The sequence below is a fragment of the Dysgonomonas sp. Marseille-P4677 genome, from assembly GCF_016652235.1.
Taxonomy (GTDB): Bacteria; Bacteroidota; Bacteroidia; order Bacteroidales; family Dysgonomonadaceae; genus Dysgonomonas.
Genome location: NZ_JAEPKU010000230.1, coordinates 1 through 2,971 on the forward strand (window position 1 = coordinate 1; position 2,971 = coordinate 2,971).

Annotated in this window: 2 protein-coding genes and 1 other RNA gene; all 3 read right to left on the reverse strand. The window is 32.1% G+C overall.

Translation table 11 applies throughout. The features are described 5' to 3' along the window. On the reverse strand, positions 1–1,148 hold a 1,148-nt coding region (locus JGH11_RS19590), incomplete at its 3' end, for a site-specific integrase (protein ID WP_201114586.1). 440 nt (positions 1,149–1,588) lie between these two features. Then, positions 1,589–1,987: a transfer-messenger RNA gene (gene ssrA, locus JGH11_RS19595) on the reverse strand. A gap of 392 nt (positions 1,988–2,379) precedes the next feature. Beyond that, positions 2,380–2,898: a ferritin-like domain-containing protein gene (locus JGH11_RS19600; protein WP_236264242.1), complete on the reverse strand. Its 519-nt coding sequence runs from the start codon at positions 2,896–2,898 to the stop codon at positions 2,380–2,382. Positions 2,899–2,971 lie beyond the last annotated feature (73 nt).

The following is a 2,971-nucleotide window of genomic DNA, read 5'->3' on the forward strand; positions in this document are numbered from 1 at the left end:
GCATATATCTGTGTTGTTCTGATTTGATTATGCCCTAACATTTTACTTACAGACTCTATGGATATGCCGTAACTTAGGGCTAGGGTGGCAAACGAGTGCCTTGAGAGATGAAATGTGAGATTCTTTGAAATCTCTGCTAAATCGGCAATTTCCTTTAAGTACGCATTAACTTTCTGATTGGATGGAACAGGAATAATATAACCTGATTTTTTACAATATTCTTTTGTCTCGTATTTAGATATTATTCTTTCTGCAATAGGCATTAATGGAATTTTTGATGGAATATTGGTTTTACCTCGATTTATAAATATCCATTTCTGTCCATCTACACCCTTTTCTATATTTTCTTTCCGAAGTTGTTTTATATCAATATAAGCCAATCCCGTGTATGAGGCTAGTATGAAAGCATCACGAATAATAGCCAAACGTTCTATTGATATATCTTTTTCGTAGATTCTCAAAATCTCTTCTTCTGTCAAATAACCTCTTTCTACAGGCTCTATTCTGCAAGTGAATTTTCTGAATGGGTCTTTATCCAGCCAATCGTTTTTAACAGCAAGATTGACTATTGCTTTCAGGTTCTTGAGATATTTCATGCTAGTATTATGGTTGCATTTTCTTGTACGTTTGAAGTATATCTCAAAATCAGATATAAAGTCATAACTTAATTCTGTAATAAGAATATCATCTTTTTTATACTTCTTTTTCAAAAAGGCTTCTATATGCCTTTTAGTGGTTTGGTAACGTGTGAGTGTAGCATCAGCATAGCCATTATCAACCAAATTAGATATATTATCAATGTATTTATCACATAACCATAACAAAGATTTATCTGTAGTTTTACGACCTCTCATCATATCGGCAATTTTCTGAGGAGTGATATTTTCAGACCTATCAATTAAATAATGATAACATTCTCTCGCTTTGCTGCTGTAAGCATCTAATACATTATTCACACTCTTAGCAATAGGAGTGTTTCCAATTGGTCTTCCGTTCAACCATTTCTTTTCTTCGATCCATTCTTTTGTGGAGAATTCGATACGCTTACCATCTACTGTAATTCTCATATAGATAGGTGATTTACTTTCTTTGTCAGCTTTTTGTTTTTTGATAATAAAGCTTGTTCCAAATGTTTTTAATGTTTCCATTATACAAATCCGTTTAAATTAATACTTATAAATTCATTCTGATATATTTTGATAATTTTCTAATTATCAACTAATTAAACTTAAGTATTATATCTAAAAAACAAGAATTGAACTATCAATTTATCAAGGTGTTAGCTTTTTCATCAGTATGTATTTCTAGTTATTTTGAACTGCTTTATTATAGGATAGGTAAAAACACATCAAAAAAGGTCACCTATCTGATATAAAACAGTCCGTTTTTCACTAAAAGCTAAACGTTGTTAAACTTTTGTTTTATAGACTATTAAATACCTCCTAGGTGACCTTTTTTATTTTTCCCTCAGGTCACCTCAGAGGTCACCTGAAATATGGATTTTAACGGATTATTATGGATTGCTTAAAAAAGAAAAATCCGTATAAATCAACTGTTTATACGGATTTGGATTTTTTTGAACTTCAAAAAGTGGAGCTGGAGGGAATTGAACCCTCGTCCAAACAAGGAACTAATTTGCTTTCTACATGCTTATCTCCGCTTAGATTTTCGTGAATGAGCAAGACCGAAGCCACCAACTCAGACCTTAGCTTCTTTAGGTTTAGATAAAGGCCAAAGCCTCCCTTATCCTATCTCCGATTTGTCTGCACCACCTGATCGGCACGCTTCGAAGCCACAGCTTCCGGGTGATGTCTTGTCCTCACACCTGTGCAAGGATTAAGCTAGAATCTACTATACTTCGATTAAGCAGCAAGAGCGTAATTGTTATTGCCAGTTAAATTTTTGACGTCTGAGATTATAGTGCCAGCCGACTATGCACTGCATGCTTACAAACCATTTCATCTCGCTGTCAAAGCCAGTCAGCCCCATGGTTTATTCTTGTTTGATATATAACGCTTTAATGTCAAACTTTAGATGTCGAGTAACAAATGAGTAACAAAAAATGATAAACATTCATCAAATCAATATCTGCTACAAAGATAATTCTTTTTTAGTATACATCGCAAGTTCAATGAAAGTTATTACTTTTCTTAATTAAAAACCCCAATTTATAAAACAATAAAATAATGAGATATATAAAAAAGTGATCAGCTCTTAAAATCTGATTTGAATATCTATTTAATATATTCTGGTATGTTTTTTATTACTAGATAACATGATCAAAGCATTTTCTAAATCACGAATAAAATTTAGAATAAGAAACAACAAACTAGACTTTACCTCTAATCTGTTGTTTTCTCAAATGATATAAAGGATATATTATTCTTTCATAGCCCTTTCGTTAACAGAATCTTCTGCTATTTTTGTCAAATAAGCATCTGTGCCTTTTTCGTTCTGAAGTATTTCTTCAAGTAATTTTTCGACTTCTTCATGTCCCATATGCCGTGCAAAAATTCGTAATGTTCCGTAAGTTGCTATTTCATAATGTTCGGCTTTTTGTGCAGCTAATATCAATCCGGCATCACGGGTAAAAGTATCTTTATCTGTATCTTCAATAATACTGTCTGCCTCTTTAAGTAAACCTTCCATAGCTTCACATTTTTTAGGTTCTGCTTTTTCTCCAAGGATTTCAAATACTTGTTCTACTTTTTTTATTTGTTTCTGGGTTTCCTTAGCATGTTTCTCAAAAGCCATAGCCAGTTGTTTGCTTGTAGATGCTTTTTGTAGCTTAGGTAAAGCTTCTAGTAAATGTTGTTCTGCCCAGTAAATGTCTTTCAATTCATCTATGAAAAATTTATGAAATTCTGAATTTTCCATTTTTTGATTCTTCTTATCCATTTTCATGATTTATAAATTTAGTTCTTTGTTAAAAAATAAAAACAACTGCTTTCCCTACAAACAACATAAAAGC

Coding starts and splice junctions, on each gene's coding strand:
- JGH11_RS19600 (WP_236264242.1), bottom strand. CDS start 2,898: ATGGATAAGAAGAATCAAAAAATGGAAAATTCAGAATTTCATAAATTT.